The sequence below is a fragment of the Luteipulveratus halotolerans genome (assembly GCF_001247745.1).
Classification (GTDB): Bacteria; Actinomycetota; Actinomycetes; order Actinomycetales; family Dermatophilaceae; genus Luteipulveratus; species Luteipulveratus halotolerans.
Genome location: NZ_LAIR01000003.1, coordinates 138,695 through 158,197, shown reverse-complemented (window position 1 = coordinate 158,197; position 19,503 = coordinate 138,695). Strand labels below are relative to the sequence as shown.

Below are 19,503 nucleotides of genomic sequence, written 5' to 3'. Positions count from 1 at the left end.
GCGTTGGCGTGTCAGGCCGGTTACACCGTTTGCCGGACGGTCCCGTCGTGCCTCCGTGAACCGCCCCGGGGTTTCCGGACACTTCTTGCTGTGTCTCTACCCGGACGGGATGAGACGGTTTCGTGCAGCGTAGTGGGCTGATTCGACCTCGATGGGTGTCAGGTCGTCGATGGACTCGTGGGGTCGGTCGTGGTTGAACCAGTGGACCCAGTGCAGGGTGTTGAGCTCGACGTGCTGGACATCGCGCCAGGGCCCGTCGGGGCGGATCAGCTCGGTCTTGTACGCGCCGATCTGGGACTCGGCCATCGCGTTGTCGTAGGCGTCGCCCACCGAACCCACTGATGCGTCCACGCCGGCGTCAATCGACGGCCGGGGGTTACTCTGCGAGTCGCGATGAGCGGCAACCTCTGGGTCGGCATGTACAGCAACACCACCATGCGGATCGCAGAGGCAACCTTCGGCGCAGGGCAACAGCGGACTTGCCAGGCCCGACCTTGAGTGGGAGGGCTTGTGGAAAGCGTCGAGAGCATCGCAAGTGGCGGGACGGTCGAAGCTCTGACGCTGGCGGCTGCACTGACAGCAGCCCTTGTCTCGATTTACAACGCCTGGCGCGCGTGGAAGAACTGGAGTATCATCGCCGAGCAAAACGGTTCGAGGATTCACTCGACCGAGCTCTCTCGGGCGGGTTGCCTCCGCCCTTGCCCTCAGGCGACGCGACTGCTCGATCACCGAGTCAACACCAGGAGCGTAACCCGCCGGCCTGGGTGGCATCAGTGCTTGAAGCGTGTCAGCCATGTACGCCTGATCGTTCCGGTGCAGCTCTTTCCTCCGGCGGAGCCGTCTAGCTGCTCAACCCCGACCCGAGCGGTCGTCGCGTCGGGGTCGAGAGCTCGGTCGAGTGAATCCTCGAACCGTTTTGCTCGGCGATCGATACTCCAGTTCTTCCACGCGCGCCAGGCGTTGTAAATCGAGACAAGGGCTGCTGTCAGTGCAGCCGCCAGCGTCAGAGCTTCGACCGTCCCGCCACTTGCGATGCTCTCGACGCTTTCCACAAGCCCTCCCACTCAAGGTCGGGCCTGGCAAGTCCGCTGTTGCCCTGCGCCGAAGGTTGCCTCTGCGATCCGCATGGTGGTGTTGCTGTACATGCCGACCCAGAGGTTGCCGCTCATCGCGACTCGCAGAGTAACCCCCGGCCGTCGATTGACGCCGGCGTGGACGCATCAGTGGGTTCGGTGGGCGACGCCTACGACAACGCGATGGCCGAGTCCCAGATCGGCGCGTACAAGACCGAGCTGATCCGCCCCGACGGGCCCTGGCGCGATGTCCAGCACGTCGAGCTCAACACCCTGCACTGGGTCCACTGGTTCAACCACGACCGACCCCACGAGTCCATCGACGACCTGACACCCATCGAGGTCGAATCAGCCCACTACGCTGCACGAAACCGTCTCATCCCGTCCGGGTAGAGACACAGCAAGAAGTGTCCGGAAACCCCGGGGCGGTTCACGGAGGCACGACGGGACCGTCCGGCAAACGGTGTAACCGGCCTGACACGCCAACGCTGGTTGGCGAGGAAGGTCTGTGATGACCGAGACACTGGCGACTGTGTCGCCTGAAGATGATGACAGCGCTGACCATGTCGATGATCACGAGCGGGTTCGGCCGGCGGAACAGCCCGCGGCGGTGATGTCCGAGCGAGCCGCGGTAGCGCAGCTGGTCCGTGCCGCCCGGGCGCGTGGTGAGGACCTGACCGGCCCGGACGGACTGCTGAAGCTGTTGACCAAGACCGTGCTGGAGACCGCGCTCGATGAGGAGATGAGCGAGCACCTGGGCTATGACAAGCACGCGGTCGAGGGCCGTGATGGTGGTAACTCCCGCAACGGCACCCGGGCCAAGACGGTGCTGACCGACAACGTCGGCCCGGTCACGATCGAGGTCCCACGGGACCGGGACGGCAGCTTCGAACCGGTCATCGTCAAGAAGCGACAACGCCGCCTGGGTGACGTCGACACCGTCGTGCTGTCGTTGTACGCCAAGGGCCTGACCACTGGTGAGATCAGCGCGCACTTCGCCGAGGTCTACGGCGCCTCGCTGTCCAAGGACCGCATCTCGGTGATCACCGACCGCGTCATCGACGAGATGAGCGAGTGGTGCGCCCGGCCGCTGCTGCCGGTCTACGCGGCGATCTTCATCGACGCGATCTACGTCAAGGTCCGTGACGGCCAGGTCGGCAACCGGCCCTTCTACGCCGCGATCGGGGTCGACCTGCAGGGTCGGCGCGACGTGCTCGGGCTATGGGCCGGCACCGCCGGGCACGGGGAGTCAGCGAAGTTCTGGATGAGCGTGCTGGCCGAGATCAAGAACCGTGGCGTGGCCGATGTGTTCTTCATCGTGTGCGACGGACTGAAGGGGCTGCCGGACTCAGCGAACGCGGTGTTCCCGCTGGCCACGGTCCAGACCTGCATCATCCACCTGATCCGCGGGTCCGTCCGGTACGCCTCCAAGAAGTACTGGGAGGCGATGGCCAAGGACCTGCGCCCGATCTACACCGCACCGTCGCAGGAGGCGGTGACTATGTCAAGGCGAACTGGCCCCAGCCTGACGGCTCGATGTGGCCCCGCCCTACGCCGAGCGCGGTTCGGGCGATGACCGTCGTAGAGGAAGGTGCCCGGTAGTTTCGAACGTCGCAACCTCCGGATGGAGGGTCAGCTGAACCACGCCCGATCCGGGCCTGCCGCTCCCAGACAGACCCGCGCGGAGGCGCGCCGAATCGCCGTAGACGTAGATCATGCGGCCCTCGGCTTCACGCCGAGGGCCGCATGGAGTAGTGCACAGTTCGTTCGATCGTCGATGTACGCCCGTTCAATCTAGATGCGCGTCCTGGCGCTGCCGGTTCACCCAGTTAGGGATGCGCTTTGCGTGCCGCTGACTGGAGTGTGTTCGCAGTGACGGTGCCAAACTTCTTCGATGTGAAGGCCGCGCCGGCCTGGGCGGGTTTGAAGATTCCCTCGTCACCACCGATAATCGAGGCCCGACCGTCAGGGTAAGCCTCCACGAACAAGAGATACTCCTTGTTCGGCTCCACGTCTTCCATGCCCTCTATCGACTCATCGAGCTTCCCTGGCCGGCTCAGGTTGATCGTCTGACCCACCCGAAGGTCCCCGGCGAGAACCTCGGTAACCGTGCTCGGGCGAAGGGTAATGGGGATCTCACCCCCGGTCGCGGTCCCGGCGGGTTGCAAGGTCGACTCGCGGACTGTGGATGACACTTTGAACCGGGCGATCACCGGGGAGGCTGACGCCAGCTCGTCTATTGACGCGTATGACGGGTAGTCCGCGTGAATTTCGTCGGATCCACCGTGGCCGCCCGACGAGCACGCTGTCAGAGCGAGAACCGCACACACGACCACCGCGCGGGTTCCTCGACGGCTTAGTTGCATCGCTTCACCTCACCGATGTCGTAGCCGGCCGGCCCGTAGACCACGTCCCGGTTGCGGCTGTGCTTCATGATGGAGTTGTAGATGGTCGACGGGTTGTCTCCCATCCGGAGGGCGTGCCCGAACTCGTGCGATGAAGTGCTCGTGACCCACCGTCGATCGTCTGTCGCGGCCGGCCCAATCGTGCGAATGTTCAGTTTCGCACTGAACGTGATCCCATTTCCGTTGTATAGGCCGTACCAGTTGTCGGCGTACGACTCCATGCGGATCGTGTTGTAACGCTCCGATTCGTTGCGGTAGATGAAGACGCCGGTGCCCTGCGATCTCGTGGCATTCCACTGGTTGATGGCGTAGGAAACGGCATCCGCCCAGTATGAGGATCCGAGGTAGGACCCCTCGAAGTTGACGTTGAAGGACGTCGCCACACCGGGTGTGTAGCAGACGGCGAATGCGGGCGAGGTGCTGAGGACGGTCGTCGAGCCGAAGAAGGCTGCGCCGACGAGGAACGTTGCTGTGGGTTTACGAAGTCGTGCCAACTTGAACCACCCCTGTCTGTGGCGGAGCCGCCGACAGAGCCTCCGCGCTGGCGAAAGTGTCTCGCCAGCGTCGAGTGGCGTCAATAGGGACGAGAAGCTCAGCCCTGTGCTTGCCCTCGGCTGTTGGCGAGGCGGTAGGAGTGGGTGCCGGTTTCGATGATGGTGCCGTGGTAGGTGAGGCGGTCGACGATCGCGGCGCACAGGCGGGGGTCGGTGAAGGTGTCGGTCCAGCCGGAGAAGGACTGGTTGGAGGCGATGGCGATGCTGTTCTTCTCTTCGCGTTCGGTGAGGACTTGGAACAGGAGCTCGGCTCCGCGGCGGTCGAGCTCCATGTAGCCGAGCTCGTCGATGATGAGCAGGTCGACGCGGCCGTAGCGGGCGATGGTCTTGGCCAGGACCTTCTCGTCGGCGGCTTCGACGAGCTCGTTCACCAGCCTTGTGGCGAGGGTGTAGCGGACGCGGTGGCCTTGCTCGGCGGCGGCGGTGCCCAGGCCGATGAGGAGGTGGGACTTGCCGGTGCCGGAGTCGCCGATCAGGCACAGTGGTTCGCCTTTGCGGATCCAGTCGCCTTTGGCGAGCTCGTGCACGGTGGCGGGGTTGATCGCGGTGTTGGCGTCGAAGTCGAAGTCGCCGAGCCATTTGTCGCGGGGGAACTGGGCGGCCTTGACCCGGCGCACAGAGGAGCGGCGGTCGCGGTCGTCGACCTCGGCCAGCAGCAGCTCGGCCAGGAATCCTTGGTAGGTCAGCTGTTCCTTGGTCGCGACGGCGAGGGCTTCGTCGACCAGCGCCCGGATGGTGGGCAGCCGCAGCCGGCGGCAGGCCTGGTCGATCGCGGCGACGGCGGCTTCCTCGGTCAGGCCGCGTCGGCGGCGCAGCGTGGGGTGATCGTGGTCGCGGGTGCGGTCGGTGCCATCAGCTGGTGCTCGCTTCCTGGGCGGTGTCGGTGGTGCGGGCGGCCCGGCGTGGGAGCAGCTCGTCGTAGGCGGCCACGGACGGGATCGGGCGGGTGTCCGGTGGGAGGCCGGCGATGACCGAGGCCGGGTCGGTCAGCCGGCGCTGGGTCAGGGAGACAACGCGTTGCTCGGGCGTACCGGTGCGAGCAGCCGGGTGACGGCCGCCGGTGGCCCCACCCCCACCGCCGGCGGCAGCGGCAGTCGCACCGGTAGTCGTGGCGTGGCGTCGGGCCTCGACCGCGACGACGTCGGCGGTGACCGCGCCCACGGACAGGGCGGCGCTGATCCCGGCAGTGACATCGGCGGCTGTGAGGGAGCGGTGCAGCAGCAGGACCTCGACCAGCTCCCGGGTACCGTCAGCGTCACCGTTGACCTTGCGGGAGGCCGCCCAGAACGCCTCGTGCGCGGAGGTGAACACCCCAGCGGCGCGGGCCTGGGCCAGCGCGGTCGAGCCGGGTAGCGCGCCGGGTTTGTGCCGCAGCACCTCCAGGTAGTGATCCAGGACCACGACGTGCCCGGTACGGGCCGCAACCCTGGGGTGGACCGCGACCACGGCCCGGTCTTCGAACACGACCACCTCGGAGGCACGCAGCGAGACCCGGACCCGGTGGCCGATCAGGTGCGCCGGGACGGAGTACTTCACCATCCGCACGGTGATCATGCTCGAGCGGTCCACCCGCGGCCGCAGTACCAGCCCGGGGTCGAACCGTTCAACGGGCAACGGCCGCAACAGGTCTCGTTCGGTGGCGAAGTCCTGCCCGATCGTGTTCGCGTGGCCGGTGATGCGCCGGTCCTCATCGGCGGCCTCCCAGACCCGGATGCGCTCGTTCAGCTCATCCAGCGAGGTCACCTGCGGCATCGGGGTCAGGTGGTTGCGGCGGAACCAGCCGACCGCGCCCTCGACGCCGCCCTTCTCGTGCGCGCCCTCGATCCCGGGCTGGCAGTAGAACGCGTCGAAGCCGTAGTGCGACCGGAACAACACCCACCGATCCGACTCCTGCCGGGCGCGGCCGGGGCCGTGGATGACCTTGGACACCGCCGAGGTGAGGTTGTCGTACTTGATGTGCCGGACCGGGATCCCGCCGATCGCCTCGAACGCTTCCACGTGCCCTTGCAGGAACGCCTCCTGCGCCTGGGTCGGGTAGACCCGGTGGATCGCCTTGCCCGAGTGCGCCAACCAGAGCACGAACATGTAGCACTTGGTGCGGACCCCGTCGATGACCACCCACACCTCGCCGAAGTCGACCTCCGCCTCGGCACCGGGCGCGTGCTCCTGCGCGATGAACGCCTCGACCCGTCGGCCGCCTCCAGGTCGATCTGTGCGCGGCGGACGCGCACATAGTCCCGCACCGTGGAGTACGACAGCCCGCACGCGTCGTGCTCCTCGACCAGCCGGGCCAGGATCCTGGTCGCGGTATGCCGCTGCTTCCGTGGTGCGTCCAGGTCCGAGCGCAGCATCCCGTCGATGACGTCCTTGAACGGGTCCAACCGGGGCGAGGCCCGCACCGGCCGTTTCCGCGGCGGCGGCTCAGCAGACTCCAGCGCCAACCGCACCGTGCGCCGGTGCACCCCATGCCGGCGCGCGAGCTCACGGATCGAGACCTCCTCGACCCTCGCGTCCCGACGAATCGCAGCGAACAGCTCCACCCGTGATCCCATCCCAACCCCGATCCCTCGAAAGCCTTCGATGGGCCAAGGCTGAGGTGGGGCCAGATCAAACCGTCACAACCACCCCGGCGCGTCGCCAGTGGGGCCAGAACAGACCGTCACAGTGGGGCCAGAACAACCTGTCAAAGTCAAAGGACCTTGGCGGCTACCTACACGAGGCGACCAGGAGAGTCGACCAGGCCAAGAGCACCCTCGACACCTTCGAGCGCGGCAGCACCGCGGACCCGAGACTCGCAGCACGAGCACGCGCCCGCCTGGACGGACTGAGTGACCTTCTCGATATGGCGCAGCCCGCGGCCGCGAATGTCGCTGGGCATCTTTCGGCGGTGAAGCACATCGCCGAGCAACGAGTGGATGCGAACACCTCGCTGGCATCACGGGTGAGCGTTGACCACGGGCTCGGGGCTGCCACGGATGTGCTCGCCCGTGCAGAGACCAACCTGCATCAGCTCGATGATCTGGTGGCCCGAGGCGACCGCGGTGCCCAGCGGTCACTGAACGAGGCCATGGAAGCTACCCGGAACGCGGGCCAGCGAATGTCGACCCGGCACAAAGACGCCGCCGACGGCCCGACGCCACTGCCGGCCGGGCCCCACCGATAGTGACGAAGCGGAGCCATATCCATGGGCGAAACGGGCCGCGACATCGACGACCTCGAGGCGATGGCTAGAGCCGACACCCGGGCGCAAGACCCGTCCTGCCCCGCGTTCCATTGGCACTCCGTGGTGGAAGCACGCGGGTGGGAGCAGCCGCGCCTCGACGGCGGCAACGGCGGCCATCTGGACGGGTTTCTGCGAGTCGCGGACAACTCACCGCGATCACTCGTGCGGCCCAGCGGGACGCCTTGCGTAAGGGCCCGGATCCCGGCGCCGCCGGCCGGGCACCGAGAAGGTAGCAAGTCCCCGCTGGCCACCAGGGAGGCGGCAGAACCTTCAGGAGGGCATCAGACCTGACGGAGGCGCCGTATGGGCTACCGCACCAAGGCCGATGAAGTGGCCTACCAGCGTGACCGATCCCACGGACGCCCGCGGTACGTGTCGGCGGATCCGGCGCGCCAGAAACTGCAGCGACTGCTTGAGGCGGACGTGTCCGTACGGGCGCTGGCCCGCAGTAGCGGTCTCAGCGCCCCAGCACTTCAGGCGATCGCCAACGGCGAACGGACCAAGATCCAGCGACGCACGGCGACCATCGTCGCTCAGCTGGCGCTGAGCGGCATCTACGAGCAGCAACCTGCCGGACACGTACCGAAGGTCGGAGCGGTGCGGCGGGTGCATGCACTCATGGCTCTGGGCTGGACGCGTGAGCAGATCAGCCAAGCTGGGGCGCCGAGCGTCGGGCGGGTGATCAACAGTCCCGGAAGCCAGATCACGGCCCAGAAGTGGCGGCAGATCCGGGATGTCTACGACCAGCTCAGCATGACGCCAGGGCCCTCCCCCGAGACCAGAGGCTGGGCACGCAGCCGGGGTTACCCACCGCCGCTGGCCTGGGACGACGGCACTATCGACGATCCGCAGGCGCGGCCCCTGCTGGCGCCGGCGGCAGTGGGCGGCGAAGCTCTTGACACCGTCGCCGTCGATCGCGCTATCGCCAGCACCGGGGTCGCGGCCAACCAGACGCAGGCAGAACGGGTTGCGGTTGTGCGAGGCATGGCGGCCGGCGGCGCCAGTGACCGGCGGATCGGTCAGCACCTCGACGTCGTCGACCGCACCATCCTTCGCACCCGTCAGCGGTATGGCATCCCAAGCGCACAGCGCACCCGCAAGACCGGTGAGGAGCCACGACTGGGACTGCCAAGAGGCTCGTTCAGTCACGAGCGGATCAGGTGCAGCGGGACCCGGCACCGTCAGCCCGGCCCTATCGACCACGGCGTCGGCAGGTGGGAGTGCAGCTCGTCGCGCAGACCTTCGGCCCACCGTGCCGGATCGCGCGGCCTCAACGCCTCGACGATGAGGGCCTGGCCGGCGTCATCGACGTCCCGACTGGCCCGCAGGACAGCGTTCAGGCACGCTGCCACGTTCCGTGCCGCGATCAGGTCGGCGTACCGGATGGACACCAACCCGCCGCTGTCCCGAGCACCTGCGACCAGCGCGGTCAGTCGCGACCGTAGCTCGCGCAACCAGGCCTGCCCCTCGCCCGGATCGCGCAGCTGCTCAGCGTCCGCGTGGTAGGCGGCCACGCTCATCGTGAGGAGCCCCAACGTCATGGGCTGCAAGTACACCTCCGACAGGTGGTCGCCGGCGTACAACCCGTGCAGCACATCGGCCGCAGTCACGGTCCCGGTGACCAAGCCAGCTTGTAAGGGCATCGGCTCTTCAGGGTCGTACACGTTGGAGCGGCGGTCGTAGTTCTCCGAGTCGGGCGGCAGCGACATGCTCACCACTGCTCCACGCCCGCGTGCAGCCGCGCGTCGTTCGCATCAGACAGGTCAAGCCCGTAGCCGACCACGTCCAACCCGAACGCGACCCGCTGATCAGCACGGCCCCCGTCTACGTCGGCGACGTACGTGATCACAGTCTTCTTCGCCATCGTGTTTCCCTCCCGTTGTAACGGTGAGGCTCCCAAGGAGCCCGGTCGCCAAACCTGCAGTCAGGATTCCCACAAGGCGCAGCGACCAGGTGCGCTGGCTGGGGGGCTCGTAGTCCTCGTGCTCGCACTGACACATCCGCCTGGTCGCCTCCTCTCTGATGTCCAGGCTCTCAGAGACCACCGCCACGGAGGGGTTTGCCGCGGCGCTCATGACGCCGCCCGGTGGTCGAGGTCGGCCAGGGTGAAGGACACGTCGACGGCCGCGGACGCGGTCACGCTGTGCACGTCGACAACCGTCGTCCGCGCGCACTGTGAGCAACCTGTGAGGCGTGACCGCTAGCGGACCACCCTCGACCTTCAGGAGTGCACCCAACGAAAGGACGCTCATGAGTGATGCAGCAGCTGCCGAGGAAGAGGCCCAGGACCAAGGTCTGGAGATTCAGGCAGGACGCCGTTCGGCCACCATCGGCGCTGAGGCGGCCGCCGACGACCAGGAGCGCATCGCGGTCGAGGAGGACAATGCGGGCGGCCTCCATGGGGCGGAGCAGGCCGAGGCGGCGTCCTGGGCGTATGACGACCCCGCAAGCGGGTACGGTCCGCGCCGCTGACCCCGCACGTGAGAGGCTCGGGCCCGGCTTGGGTGACCGGGCCTCTCGCGTGACCTCAGAACGCGACCGGATGCGTCGGCGTCGCCTTCGGCCGCGGCCGAAGGCGATGGACGCGATCCAGGACGCGGGGCGTACGACGACCCCGCTCCAGAAAGCGGGATAACGCATCGCCCAGACCGACAGTCATGACGAACTGGTCTGCCTCGTCCTCAGCCGACAGGTCCGCCTGACGCTCGGCCCAGGGAACGACGTAGGACAAGCCGATCGCCGCTGCCCCGAGCACCCCGAAGACCGTCCGGCCCTCGTCGATTGCCTGCACCAGTGCAACAGCACCGGTGACGAACCGCAGCCGCCACGCCAGCGCAACCAACGGGAACCACCCGATACCGCGGCCAACGCCCCGACCGAACGTCTGCAGCGCCCGCCACGGCATCATCCAGAACTCGAGTGCGACGTCGTAGCGGGTCTGACCCAGCCGAATCCGACCAATAGCGTGCGCCATCAGCGCCGCTACCTCGACCGGACGGACCCGTCCGGCGGCAACTGCCTCGATGAGGCCCTCCGAGACCACGACGGTGCGCCGGCCTGCCGCGGAGACGCGGATGGGCTCCTGGCCCTGCCGAACCACCAGGTCGACTGCAGGAGCAGCGAGGTCACGCTCCTCGAGCACCGCCACCGCCGGCCGCAGCGCCGCGAGCTCATACTTACGCGGCGCCCGCGCCCGCGCCAGGAGTCGCACGGCGAGGGATTCGGCCCGGCCAGTCACCAGCATGACGACGGCCACCAGCACTGCCACGAACAGGCCCGCGCCCAGCACGGGATGCATCAGGGCACCCACCGCGCAGATGGCGACCGTGCTCACCACCACACCGGTGCCATCACTGAGGGCCCGGCACATCTTGCGTCGACTCATCATCGAGACCACCCTCTCGGCACGGCCACTAGTGCAAGTGCCTTGAACTGACGGCCCGTTGCCGCCAGATGAAGCCCGTGGTCCTTAGGGCTTGCGAGGTCAAGTCTCGCCCTCACCCCGGACAGCCACCCGAAGTTATCCACAGCCACCGCATCAGCAGCGCAGCGCCAACGAGGACCTGGCTGGATGTTGGCAGATCACATACATCGGAAGGAGACACCGTGACGACACCAGCACTGGCGCCGCACGACACCCAGGAGACGATCGCCACGATCGCACGACTGCTGCACCATGCAGCCGCTCGCGCCGCCGAGGGTGCGGCCGCCCAGGGCCCACGATCTGTCGGACACGTGCATGCCCTGGGAATCCACCTGCTCGCCGCCGAGACCGCTCTGCTCGTACCGCGAGAGATCGACCCGTACTGGCCCCGGCCGACTCAGGAGGACCCCACAGAGCTACTGCGGATCGCCGAGCAACTCGCCCGTTCGGTGCCTGTGAACGACACGACCGTTGGATTCTCGTCGGTAGTCGTCGGAATCGCAGATCTGCTGCGGGAGGCGACTTCGTGAGTACGGCGCCAGCCGACCGGAGAGCCATCGGAGAACTTCTGCTCGATGCCGACCTACAGGCCCGGCAGTTGCTCATGGATGCCGAGGGTGACGATGCTCCCGCTATGTTGCGGACCTGGGGTGAAGTCGTTCAGGTGGCCAGCGACCTGTGGTCCGCTCTGCCCACCGAACCGAATCCGAGCCCCGTGGACGGCATCACCATGCAGCGGCTTGAGGCGATGAGCCAGGCTCAGCACCGTGCCCAGCTCAGCCAGGGCTGGCCCGGTGAGGGCCCCGCAGACGAGCGGCTTCTGAGCATTGCCGATAACCTCAGCAGAGCTGCGGAGCTCGCCGCCGGTCCCGGACGAGATGTACGCCTGCACACCCCAGCCGCGCGGGCGGACCTCAGCGCGGCTCGGATGAGGGTGATGCACACCTTGTACGTCGGGGCGCACGCCGTCGGTGTTGCCGTCCACCACCACGTCGAAGACGTTCGGCGCACCAGAAGTCGTAGTTCCACTACACGGGATACTCGCGCCCTTCCCCGCGGGCGGGAGGCCGGCACACGCATTGCTGCCTTCGAACAGGTCGCAGGCGCCTACGTCGGCAACCGCTTCAGCCGGGCGATGGCCGGCCAACACGTTGACCCACCGCGAGGAACAGGGCGACTTCATCAAGCACTGGCCACCTGGGACGTCCAAGCTCACCGCAGTCTGGCCGTAGCGCCCACGGTCGCCAACCTCCACCTGTCCTCACGCACCCAAGCGATGGTTGCGACCGCGAGCACCGCGATCCTGGCCGCTGCATCCAAGACGGGGCACATCGACGGTGACGCCTTCCATTATCGGCTCGGCCCTGCGCTGGACGCCAACCAGCGAGCATGGGCGGGGACGGCCAACCGGTGGAGCGCGCTCATCACCCGCGGCGAGAGAAGTGACCCAGCGTTGATCCACGCAGCGAACGAGGTGCGCGCAGCGATACATGAAGTCGCGTTCGACCGAACTCGATGGGCATCTCCCGAGACCATGGCTGGGCGCGTCGACCTGGGCCAGGCTGCGGCGACGGTCCAGCAGGCGATGGTCTCAGCTGCGGAGCTTTCTTGCGTGCATCGAGATGTTGTCACGCAGGAACCAGACCTGAGCGGTTCGGCCCGAACTCTGGCGGCTTGGACGCGTGAGGCTGGCGAGGCCTACGTCGCTCGAGGGGGCGACGAGCGGCGGGTCGAAGCAGCGCTCGTACCCCCCGGGGACGTGCACGCCAATCGGGCAAGCCCGTTGCCCGAGCCCGTCCGCAAGGACCTTGCCGCAGAGGCCCAACACCTCGTCGATGTGAGCGAGACGACGATGTCGGTCAGCAGCAGTGCCGTGACGCTTGCTGCGGCGGCACGGCAGCCGTCGGCAGATGAGGGCTGCGCACGGTGTCGCCCGGAGGAGAAGGACCCTACGAATCCAGGTCACAACCAAGGTCCCGCGGTTGAGCGGTGAATGTGAACCAGCAGGGCGCCTCGGCGTGTCATATCGGATATCGGCCACGATCTGCGGTGAGATATCTGGCATGGCTAGTGCAGCGACCTCAGACGAGCGCGCGTCCGGTTATCTCTTCCGAATGAGTCCTGACGACCACGCGCGGCTCAAGCGAGACGCCGAGGCCGCTGGGATCACGATCCAGGCTCTGCTGGAGCGAAGAGTCTTCGGCCGCCTGGACGCACAGCCACGTAAGCCTGGCCGCGTGCCGCGCGTAGATGGCGAGGAGCGGCTGCCGGGAGCCAGCCAGTGGTCTTCGCGGGGAGGTCGCCAAGCGTCCTGATCCCGCTCGGGGCAGGGCCCCGACATGACAAAAGCCCCTGGGCCAACAGGAGCTTTGTCTGAACCGGGCATCAGCCCAGTCCCAAATATGAACCTCACCGCGAGAGGTGGCTTTGTGCTACCCGAAACTGTACCCGCGCGCTCGGACATGTCCAAGCAGCGCGGTGAAAAGGGCGCGCGTGTCCCGCGCGTCGTGGCCCAGCTGGACGCCGCACTGTTCGGTCGTCGCTGGTTTGTGATCGACGCATCGAACGTGCGGGTGCCGCGCGTCGACGTGGCCACGCTTGAGCAAGGACTGACCCTGATCGGCAAGGGTTCGGCCGCGTCGGTTGTCGGCCGGTTGCGTGACGGGGTGTGCGTCGTCGATGTCGACGTCGCCGGCGAGGCCGGTCACGCGATCGCGGAGGATGTTGCGCGCTGGTGCGACCGCGCAGCGCTGTGGCACCTAGTCCGACCGTCCGGAGGCGCGGACGGTCGTCACCACGTGTTCGTGGCGCACAACGGCCAGCTCGAGGAGCTGAAGACCTACGCAGCGTCGGTGCGAGCCCGGTTCGGTGTGAGCACACCGAACGTGGATGTCCGCAGTGCAGTGCGTCCGCTGTCCACACCGCACCGGTGCGGCGGCTGGACTCGCCCGTACGGTGACCTGCGTGCCGCGCTGAGGAGTTTGCCGGAGATCACGCCTGCCTCGCCGCGGCCGGCGACACGCTCGGCGGTGGGTGCAGTGACCCCGGAGACGCCGCGGCCGCGTCGCCGGCGACCGCTGCCCCGGGAGTGGCAGGAGTACTTGCGCGCCGGGACGCTGCCACGGATCGGTGGGCAGGACCGGTCTCGCTCCACCTACGAGCTGATCTGCACCGGGGCGATGGTTCGGGCCGGGTTCGACGTCGAGGCCGCCTGGGAAGCCATCCAGGTGGCACACCCGAGCGCGATGTCCAAGGCCCGGGCAAGTCGCCGGCGGTGGGTGCGCGCGGTGTGGAACAGGGCCGTGCGGGACATGGACGCCGCCGCACCGGAGTACGCCGTCGACGACCAGGTCATGGCCGCGGTCGAGCAGGGCCGGGCCCGGCTCGAGGAGGTGATGTGGTCTCTGCCAGCCCGCCGGCGTCCGGCGCTGCTGCTGGTCGGACACCACCTGCTGGACCGCATCGAGCGGACCCAGCAGATGCGGGTGCCGTGCCCAGAACGGGACCTGGTCGTGGAGACCGGCATCACCGACCGCAAGACCATCCGCAGCGTGCTGCAGCTGCTCCACGGGCGGCTAGGGGTGCTGGACACGACGACCTTCCAGCCTGCCCGGTCGGCGCAGACGTCGTATGAGTTCGTGATCGACACGGCTCCGGAACAAGGAGTGCGGGAAATCCCCCCACCAAGGATTCACACCCCCTCCCCGCGCGCGCCCCGCGGTTGCTGGTCTGCTCTCCCTCGGGTATGCCACTCGGTATGGCGGGCTCTCTCGAGGTGTCCAGAGCCGGTGACTGTGGAGGTGGTGGCGACGTTGGCCGGGATGAGTAGCAGTCGAACTGAGGCGCTGACTCCGAGTCAGGTGCGTTCGGCGCGTGCTGCGCTGCGCGCGTTGGGACGGGCCGGGATGGCCGAGTGCGACGTGGACGGCCAGTGGGCGATTCGTGCGGATGCATCCGCCGAGCACGCACAGAGTTCGGCGACGGCCTACAGGTGCGTCCACGACCAGGTCGTCGAGGAACGGTGCGAGTACAGGGCGGGCGGCGTGTCCCAGTGGAGCGTGCAGCAGGCGGCGGAGCTGAAAGCCAATCGGGCCCGTGAGCAGGCCTGGTGGGACGGTCTAGAGGCTCCTGAACGGGCCGAACGGCGCCGTGCCCGCCAGGAAGAGTTCGCGGGGCTTTCAGTGGTTGAGCAGGAACGCGTCAAGATTGAGCTCGCCGAGCGGCGCGTGCGCGCCGGTGTCGATGAGGCAGCCCGCCACGACGCCTGGGTTGACGGCCACACGATGGATGCCTGGGTACGTCGGTCGATCGAGCGCCAGTACCGCTACCAGCGGCTGCCCGAGCCGTTGCAGCAGGCCAAGGCCGCAGCGTGGCAGCGTCACCGAGAGCGGTTCGGCATCGCCCGTGGCACCCCGCTAGCCACTTCGCGGCGCGAGCACGCGGCTGCGCTGCCTAGCACCGCGGCCGGGCGCGACGAGGAGTTCTTGCTCGTCGATAGCGGCGGCAGGACGACGCGCCGCGACGTCGAAACCGGCTGACGCTGAGCTGGTCGGGTAACTGTCGAACTGGTCAGCAGGTGGCTCGGGCGCCGGCGACGGGAAGGAGTTCCGTTCGAGCCCCGCGCCAGAGGGCGCATCCAGCCCTTCCTGAAGCCGGAAGGGCTGGATGCCGTTGCGCTGCATGACGGTTCGCAGCCATCACCCTGTCTCGGATGATCGGTCCCCGTCGGAGGCCCGTCGCGGGCTGACACGCCGGCCTGGGCGTAGGCGCTCCAGCTGTGGCCAGGCCTGGCCGTCGTTGTGCTCCTTCTCCAGCCGCGTCACGTACGAGCGCAGCGCCTCATCGACCAGTTGCGCCAGCGTGTAGCCGGGGTCGACGCGCCGCTGCATGCCGACCGTGGCCGCGCGGATCCGCTGGTTGGTGCTGGCCGTGATCTGGGTGGCCAGCCTTTCGCGCCGCGGTTCGTCGCTCACAGCACTCCCCGTCCCTGCAGGTCCGCCAGCACCTTCCGGCAGTCGTCGGAGACGTCCTCGTGCGGGACGTACGCGGTGACCGGCACCCCGTTGCTGGCCGCCTCGGCGACTAGCGCGGTGCGACGCACCGTCGGGGTCAGCAGCTCGCCGTAGTTGTCGTCCAGCCAGGCCAGCGCCTCGGAGTACACCCGCCCGGCGTTGGCCGGTGGCACCGCGCACGGGATGATCGCGTCCAGGCGGATGTCCAGCTCGAGCTCCTCGGCGGTGTCCTGCACGGTGGACATGAAGGGCGCGATGCCCTGAACCTCCTTCAGCGACGGCATCGTCACCGTCACCACGCTCGTGGCGACCGCCAGCGCGATCACCGTCAGCAACGACACACTGCCCGGGCAGTCGATCAGGACCACGTCGATGTCGTGCTCGGCGACCGCCTCCTGCATCGGCTTGCGCAGCCGCAGCGCCGCGATCGGCATGGAGTTGAGCTCGACCAGGTCGGTGGCCAGGTCGGCGTGGCCCGGCAGCAGCAGCACCCCGTCGGTGTTCGTCTCCACCAGCGCGTCGAGGATCTCCGCGCGTCGCAGCAGCACGTCACCGGTGTGGTGGGCGACCTCGGTGGAAGCCACCCCGAGCGAGTGGGAGACGTTCGCCTGAGAGTCAGCGTCCACCACCAGTACCCGCTTGCCGTCTGCGGCGAGCAGCGCGGCCAGTGCGGCGACCATCGTGGACTTGCCGACCGAGCCGGCCTGGTTGGCGACAGTGATGACCTTGACCGCCTGGCCGTTGGTCGCGTTCAGCTGGGTGCTGCTCATGCCTGCTCCTCCTGGGCTGATTCCACGGAATCGGTCTGCGGGTCGTCCTGCTCGGTCGTCTCGGTGTCCTCATCGGGGCTGGTCGGGACGGAGTCATCAGTCCTCGTCCGGGCCGCCGCGAGCTGGTCTTTCTCCCACGGCGTCGGGACGTACCCGCGGTCGGTCAACCAGGCGAGGTAGTCGCAGTCGGCCGCACCCCAGGTGTGGTGAGGTGCGCGGGTATCGACCTCCTGCGCGGCCACAGCACTGATCCAGGCCAGGTGCAGCCGCTCGGCGTGAGTCTGCGCGAGCTGCTTCCACTCGTAGTCGTCCTGCGTCCGCTCGGCACTGGGACCGACGCCGGCGCCCTGGGCAAGGGTGCGCGCCAAGGTCGCCTGCACCCCGTTCACGCTGCGACCGCGCAGCAGTCCGTCGGCGAGCGTTGCCACGAGCTCGCCGGCCTTCGGCTTCACCGCCAGCACCGTCACCAGGTGCTGCTCGCGCGCCTGCGCGGCCTTGCGCGCCTCGGCCTGCTCATCCCGGGCTGCCTTGCGCTCGGCCGCACGCGCGGCTGTCGCCGGCGGTGGCGACACCCGGAAGTAGACGGTGTCCTCACCGCTGACCGCCACGGCCAGGTCGCCCTGCTCGCGCGCCTGCTCGATCGCCTCAGCGTCGGTAAGCCGGTGCTCCTGCCACCCCACCCCGAGCGTCTTGCCCGGCTCGATCACGCGCAGACCCTCCCGGTCAGCGACCTCCTGAGCCTCACGCCGTGCCCGCCGCTGCCCTATCTCGTTACGCGCCTCGCGCACGAAGGCCATCAACGTCTCCTTGCGCACCGCTTCAGCCGAGGCAGCACACCTGCTGCGCAGACGCTCGTCGAACGCCGCGACGACCTCCTCGCGCTGCCTCAGGTCGACCTGACCCAGCATCTCCAGCACCAGCGGTGCGTCCGTGACGAGCATCGCCTCCGATTCCAGCGCCTCCTGCGCCGACGCCGGCAACGTCAGCAAGGCCAGCCTCTTACTGATCTGCCCCTGCGCCCGGCCCAGGTGCTCGGCCAACTTGCGCTGCGACAGGCCCTGCTCATCCATCGCCCGCTGCATCTGCCGCGCCTCCTCCAGAGGAGTGAACGCCAACCGCAGGTCAGGGTCGTTCTCGTGCAGCGGGATCAACCCGATCTGCGCAGCCAGCTCAGGGCGGACCGTCGCGGGAATGTCCTCCTTGCCCGCCAGTCGCGACGCGGTCAAGCGCCGAACGCCTGCCGGGGTGACCCACGGCCGGTCAGCGATGGCCTCCCGGTCCTCCGGGTGATGCTTCAGGTAGTCCGCGGCCGAGACCACCAGGATCGGCTGCAGCACGCCGACCTCGCCGATGGAGTCCGCGAGACGCTTGGTCTTCTCGCTGGTCCCGTCCTCACGCCACGCCGGGTTGTGCGGGTACGGCGCGATGTCCTCCAACGGAATCCGCGTCGTCGCCTCATCGTGGTGCGACGCGGCGTCTCGCACCGTTGCCGCGATCGACCGCGACCCCGGCCGGCGCGCCGGCCGACCCGCTTGACCGTCCGACGCCACCGCCGCCAGACCCTTCCCGCCGAACCCCGGCGTCCGCTTCTTTGTTGGCACCAGATCTCTCCTCACCGAGTTATTGACACCATTATCACCATTACTGGCAATGGTGTCAATAACCGCGGAAGAAGTGTTGGACGTGTCGCCGAACTGGGCCGGTCGTTTCGTCCGGCCCGGCCACTGGGGTGTCCGGTCTGACGGTCAGCGCCGAGCCCAAGGCGGAGGATTCGCTGCCCCCGCGACGACCGCCGAGATCTGAAACGCCTGCGCTGAGTCCTGGTGCGAGACACGCCTCCAGGACCAGCTGAGTAGTTTCACGACATGCACGCGGCTCACGTCGAGTTCGGTCGCGACCTCGCGGACACTCAGACCACTCAGCCGAAGGCATTGCGCCGCCTGCCATTCCAACCAGGCCTGCACGCCGGGTGCTGCTCCTAGGAGACGTGCACGATCCACCGCTGCAAGGCTCGTCAGATCCCGGCCATCGAGTCGCTGCTGACTCGTAGACTTGCGCATGATCGAGACTCCGCTTCTCGGTCTGGGCCTGAGCGGATGTAGCTGCACCCGCTCAGGCCATCTTCACGTAGAGGTGTGACGCCACGGTGATTCCACGGAATCGGTCCCCCGAAGCGCCTGCCTACGGTGTCGGCCCGTTCAGCCCGCCGAAGTTCGTCGGCTCCGTCGGCTCCGGGGACGGACGCCTGCCCCGAGGGTGATCGTGGTCCGCGTCAGCGATCGACGTGAACTGCCACGCCGCCAGGACCAGCGCGCGCGTTGGGTCGACGTCGGCGCGCGCCAAGCCGAAGCCCAGGTCCGCGAGCCGCCCGTCACGACTCAATGCCTTGGCGATCCGGCCGACCTTGCTCTTCGAGAGCTGCAGCTGATCGGCGATTGCGCGCACGCTGTGCCCCTCCTCCAGGAGCGCGTAGACGGCCTGGTGCTGGACCAGGTCGCGCGCCGCTTCCGCAACCGCGACCGCATCCTCGCTGGCAGCCAGCGCATGTGCGGCCTTGCCACTCAGCGCGAGGCCGAACGAGGCCGAGGACCACCACCTGCCCAGCCGTTGATCGCGGGAGAGCGCCGGGTCCCAGTGCTCGTCGGAGTCCAAGTAGTCATCACGATGTCCCATGGCTGGGACACTAGCACGCCGTCCCATCAATGGGACAGCCTGGAGACCTGGGCGCGCCCGTTCCTTAGTGCTTGTGGTCGCAGTACGCCCAGAGCCCGTGGTGGGCGACGCGCGCGGACCGTTCGGCCTGCTCGAGCTCGTCATGCTGGGCCAGCGGCGGCCGAGACGTGCGAGCCGTCGCGTGCCCTTGCTCGACCACGCGCACGTTCACGTTCGTACCTGCCGACGTCCGCACATAGGCGAGCAGTCGTCCGTAGGTGTCGCGCTCGTACTGGCCGGAGTCGACTGTCAAGGTGACCGCCTGCGCGCCGACCAGACGGGTCACGGTCCGGCCTGGCGGGGGTTGCTGCACCCGTCAGGCCATCTTCA

17 protein-coding genes and 4 pseudogenes are annotated in these 19,503 nt (G+C 68.0%); 6 read left to right on the top strand and 15 right to left on the bottom strand.

Translation table 11 applies throughout. From position 1 onward, the window contains the following. Nucleotides 1-96 precede the first annotated feature (96 nt). Nucleotides 97-363: pseudogene (locus tag VV01_RS24190) on the bottom strand (integrase core domain-containing protein); the annotation flags it as partial. A 407-nt stretch (nucleotides 364-770) separates the two neighbouring features. Then, complete coding sequence (locus VV01_RS24185; RefSeq protein ID WP_197275242.1) at nucleotides 771-1,052, bottom strand: hypothetical protein; 282 nt, start codon at nucleotides 1,050-1,052, stop codon at nucleotides 771-773. A 147-nt stretch (nucleotides 1,053-1,199) separates the two neighbouring features. On the opposite strand from VV01_RS24185, the pseudogene VV01_RS24180 reads away from it, so the two are divergent. Beyond that, nucleotides 1,200-1,466 (top strand): annotated as a pseudogene (locus tag VV01_RS24180) (integrase core domain-containing protein); the annotation flags it as partial. Between the two features lie 220 nt (nucleotides 1,467-1,686). Beyond that, nucleotides 1,687-2,568 (top strand): annotated as a pseudogene (locus VV01_RS22020) (IS256 family transposase); the annotation flags it as partial. Between the two features lie 334 nt (nucleotides 2,569-2,902). On the opposite strand, the gene VV01_RS22015 reads toward VV01_RS22020, so the two are convergent. The 4 genes and pseudogenes from VV01_RS22015 to istA form a co-directional block, all read right to left on the bottom strand. Further along, the gene (locus VV01_RS22015; protein WP_050672097.1) at nucleotides 2,903-3,286 is read right to left on the bottom strand and encodes a type 2 periplasmic-binding domain-containing protein; all 384 of its coding nucleotides are present in this window, start codon (nucleotides 3,284-3,286) and stop codon (nucleotides 2,903-2,905) included. Between the two features lie 143 nt (nucleotides 3,287-3,429). Next, nucleotides 3,430-3,972: a zinc metalloprotease gene (locus VV01_RS22010; protein WP_050672096.1), complete on the bottom strand. Its 543-nt coding sequence runs from the start codon at nucleotides 3,970-3,972 to the stop codon at nucleotides 3,430-3,432. Between the two features lie 98 nt (nucleotides 3,973-4,070). Then, nucleotides 4,071-4,847: an IS21-like element helper ATPase IstB gene (gene istB / locus VV01_RS22005; protein ID WP_050672204.1), complete on the bottom strand. Its 777-nt coding sequence runs from the start codon at nucleotides 4,845-4,847 to the stop codon at nucleotides 4,071-4,073. Nucleotides 4,848-4,884: 37 nt separating this feature from the next. Further along, nucleotides 4,885-6,584, bottom strand: a pseudogene (istA, locus tag VV01_RS22000) (IS21 family transposase). 290 nt (nucleotides 6,585-6,874) lie between these two features. On the opposite strand from istA, the gene VV01_RS23660 reads away from it, so the two are divergent. After that, nucleotides 6,875-7,195, top strand: coding sequence for a hypothetical protein (locus tag VV01_RS23660; protein ID WP_157509207.1), 321 nt, complete (start codon nucleotides 6,875-6,877; stop codon nucleotides 7,193-7,195). Between the two features lie 1,241 nt (nucleotides 7,196-8,436). Here VV01_RS23660 and VV01_RS21995 read toward each other — a convergent pair. Together VV01_RS21995 and VV01_RS22645 are read right to left on the bottom strand one after the other, a co-directional pair. Continuing rightward, a complete protein-coding gene (locus tag VV01_RS21995; protein ID WP_157509203.1) occupies nucleotides 8,437-8,964 on the bottom strand; it encodes a hypothetical protein in 528 nt (175 codons plus the stop codon). 2 nt (nucleotides 8,965-8,966) lie between these two features. Continuing rightward, nucleotides 8,967-9,119 (bottom strand): Lsr2 dimerization domain-containing protein, encoded by a 153-nt coding sequence (locus tag VV01_RS22645; RefSeq protein ID WP_082221278.1) that lies wholly within the window; start codon nucleotides 9,117-9,119, stop codon nucleotides 8,967-8,969. Nucleotides 9,120-9,505: 386 nt separating this feature from the next. Between VV01_RS22645 and VV01_RS21990 the strand changes: the two genes are divergently transcribed. Continuing rightward, nucleotides 9,506-9,727, top strand: a complete 222-nt coding sequence (locus tag VV01_RS21990) for a hypothetical protein (protein WP_050672092.1) — start codon at nucleotides 9,506-9,508, stop codon at nucleotides 9,725-9,727. A gap of 55 nt (nucleotides 9,728-9,782) precedes the next feature. On the opposite strand, the gene VV01_RS21985 is transcribed toward VV01_RS21990, so the two are convergent. Further along, nucleotides 9,783-10,643, bottom strand: a complete 861-nt coding sequence (locus VV01_RS21985; RefSeq protein WP_157509202.1) for a hypothetical protein — start codon at nucleotides 10,641-10,643, stop codon at nucleotides 9,783-9,785. A gap of 218 nt (nucleotides 10,644-10,861) precedes the next feature. Here VV01_RS21985 and VV01_RS21980 point away from each other — a divergent pair, with 218 nt between their 5' ends. Beyond that, a complete protein-coding gene (locus VV01_RS21980; RefSeq protein WP_050672090.1) occupies nucleotides 10,862-11,209 on the top strand; it encodes a hypothetical protein in 348 nt (115 codons plus the stop codon). A 53-nt stretch (nucleotides 11,210-11,262) separates the two neighbouring features. Here VV01_RS21980 and VV01_RS24175 read toward each other — a convergent pair whose 3' ends face one another. Next, nucleotides 11,263-11,865: a hypothetical protein gene (locus tag VV01_RS24175; RefSeq protein WP_197275225.1), complete on the bottom strand. Its 603-nt coding sequence runs from the start codon at nucleotides 11,863-11,865 to the stop codon at nucleotides 11,263-11,265. A gap of 1,216 nt (nucleotides 11,866-13,081) precedes the next feature. On the opposite strand from VV01_RS24175, the gene VV01_RS21965 reads away from it, so the two are divergent. Then, a complete protein-coding gene (locus VV01_RS21965) occupies nucleotides 13,082-15,217 on the top strand; it encodes a hypothetical protein (protein ID WP_157509267.1) in 2,136 nt (711 codons plus the stop codon). Nucleotides 15,218-15,376: 159 nt separating this feature from the next. Here VV01_RS21965 and VV01_RS21960 read toward each other — a convergent pair whose 3' ends face one another. The 5 genes from VV01_RS21960 to VV01_RS21940 all read right to left on the bottom strand — a co-directional run bounded on the left by VV01_RS21960 (nucleotide 15,377) and on the right by VV01_RS21940 (nucleotide 19,459). Next, nucleotides 15,377-15,652 (bottom strand): hypothetical protein, encoded by a 276-nt coding sequence (locus VV01_RS21960; RefSeq protein ID WP_050672202.1) that lies wholly within the window; start codon nucleotides 15,650-15,652, stop codon nucleotides 15,377-15,379. Next, nucleotides 15,649-16,461: a ParA family protein gene (locus tag VV01_RS21955; RefSeq protein WP_050672201.1), complete on the bottom strand. Its 813-nt coding sequence runs from the start codon at nucleotides 16,459-16,461 to the stop codon at nucleotides 15,649-15,651. Before VV01_RS21955 ends, VV01_RS21960 begins: the two co-directional genes overlap by 4 nt. Next, nucleotides 16,458-18,062: a ParB/RepB/Spo0J family partition protein gene (locus VV01_RS21950; RefSeq protein WP_197275241.1), complete on the bottom strand. Its 1,605-nt coding sequence runs from the start codon at nucleotides 18,060-18,062 to the stop codon at nucleotides 16,458-16,460. The genes VV01_RS21955 and VV01_RS21950 overlap by 4 nt, the downstream gene beginning before the upstream one ends. A gap of 580 nt (nucleotides 18,063-18,642) precedes the next feature. After that, nucleotides 18,643-19,134 carry a helix-turn-helix domain-containing protein gene (locus VV01_RS21945; RefSeq protein ID WP_050672199.1) on the bottom strand — a complete coding sequence of 164 codons (492 nt, stop codon included), beginning with the start codon at nucleotides 19,132-19,134 and terminating at the stop codon, nucleotides 18,643-18,645. Between the two features lie 64 nt (nucleotides 19,135-19,198). Then, nucleotides 19,199-19,459, bottom strand: a complete 261-nt coding sequence (locus tag VV01_RS21940) for a thermonuclease family protein (protein ID WP_050672079.1) — start codon at nucleotides 19,457-19,459, stop codon at nucleotides 19,199-19,201. Nucleotides 19,460-19,503: the final 44 nt, after the last annotated feature.

Excerpts from the sequence above, each read along its gene's own strand:
- VV01_RS23660 (WP_157509207.1), top strand. The coding sequence starts at position 6,875 with ATGGCGCAGCCCGCGGCCGCGAATGTCGCTGGGCATCTTTCGGCGGTG.
- VV01_RS21995 (WP_157509203.1), bottom strand. The coding sequence starts at position 8,964 with ATGTCGCTGCCGCCCGACTCGGAGAACTACGACCGCCGCTCCAACGTG.
- VV01_RS22645 (WP_082221278.1), bottom strand. The coding sequence starts at position 9,119 with ATGGCGAAGAAGACTGTGATCACGTACGTCGCCGACGTAGACGGGGGC.
- VV01_RS21990 (WP_050672092.1), top strand. The coding sequence starts at position 9,506 with ATGAGTGATGCAGCAGCTGCCGAGGAAGAGGCCCAGGACCAAGGTCTG.
- VV01_RS21985 (WP_157509202.1), bottom strand. The coding sequence starts at position 10,643 with ATGATGAGTCGACGCAAGATGTGCCGGGCCCTCAGTGATGGCACCGGT.
- VV01_RS21965 (WP_157509267.1), top strand. The coding sequence starts at position 13,082 with ATGAACCTCACCGCGAGAGGTGGCTTTGTGCTACCCGAAACTGTACCC.
- VV01_RS21955 (WP_050672201.1), bottom strand. The coding sequence starts at position 16,461 with ATGAGCAGCACCCAGCTGAACGCGACCAACGGCCAGGCGGTCAAGGTC.
- VV01_RS21945 (WP_050672199.1), bottom strand. The coding sequence starts at position 19,134 with ATGGGACATCGTGATGACTACTTGGACTCCGACGAGCACTGGGACCCG.